At 60.5% G+C, this 842-nt stretch carries 1 protein-coding gene; it reads right to left on the minus strand.

Annotated features, from left to right (window positions below):
* A partial coding sequence (locus tag WG908_RS16480) for a TIGR03619 family F420-dependent LLM class oxidoreductase (protein ID WP_340187593.1) occupies positions 1-842 on the minus strand: 842 nt, incomplete at both ends.

Here is an 842-nt window from a genome sequence, read left to right on the forward strand (position 1 = left end):
TCCAGCGTCCGCCACTGGGTGTCTGCGCTTTCGGAGGGAAGCTGGAGCAGGACGCGGTTGAAACCCATCGCGTGCAGTTCCTCGACCCGCTGCTTGAGGCGATCGGGATTGCCGTCGAACAGGCCCAGATGATGCGTGATGACCGTCTGATCGAGTTCTTCGATGGAGCGCCCCTTGCTGGTCATATAGTCGCGCAGATCGGCCACGGCGGCGGGCATGGCGTCATTCTGGTCAACCGGGATCCACCCGTTGCCATATTCGGCAATGCGCGGGAACGCGAATTTGGTGTAGGCGCCGATCAGGACCGGCAGATTGCCGCCCTTCACGGGCTTTGGTCCACACCACATCGGCGGAAACTTGACCATCTCGCCGTTGAATTCGGCAATTTCATTGCCCCAGATCTGGCGCATCGCCAGAACGCATTCGCGCACCCATTTCCAGCGATCCTCGAACGCCACGCCATAGTCGGCCATTTCTTCCGCGCTCCAGCCGGCGCCCGCGCCCAGGATGAAGCGACCGCCCGAAAAATGGTCGAGCGTTGCGATCCTGGTCGCCAGGCTGATCGGGTGGTGCTCGGTGATGATCGAAATCGAGGTGCCCAGCTTCAGCGTCTTCGTCACCGCCGCCACCGCCATGTGAGACAGCAGCGGATCGTACATTTCCTTGAAGCTTTCAGGGACTTCCTTGTAGCTGCGGCGCTGGGATTTCAGATCGACCGGAATATGGGAATGTTCGCCGAAAAACAGCGATTCAAAGCCGTTGGCTTCGGCCCATTGCCCAAGAGCCGGCGGAGAGATGGTGTCCTTGGTGCAAGCGGTGGCAAGACCAATATCGGGGCCGTT

Source organism: Sphingobium anseongense (assembly GCF_037725245.1).
Taxonomy (GTDB): Bacteria; Pseudomonadota; Alphaproteobacteria; order Sphingomonadales; family Sphingomonadaceae; genus Sphingobium.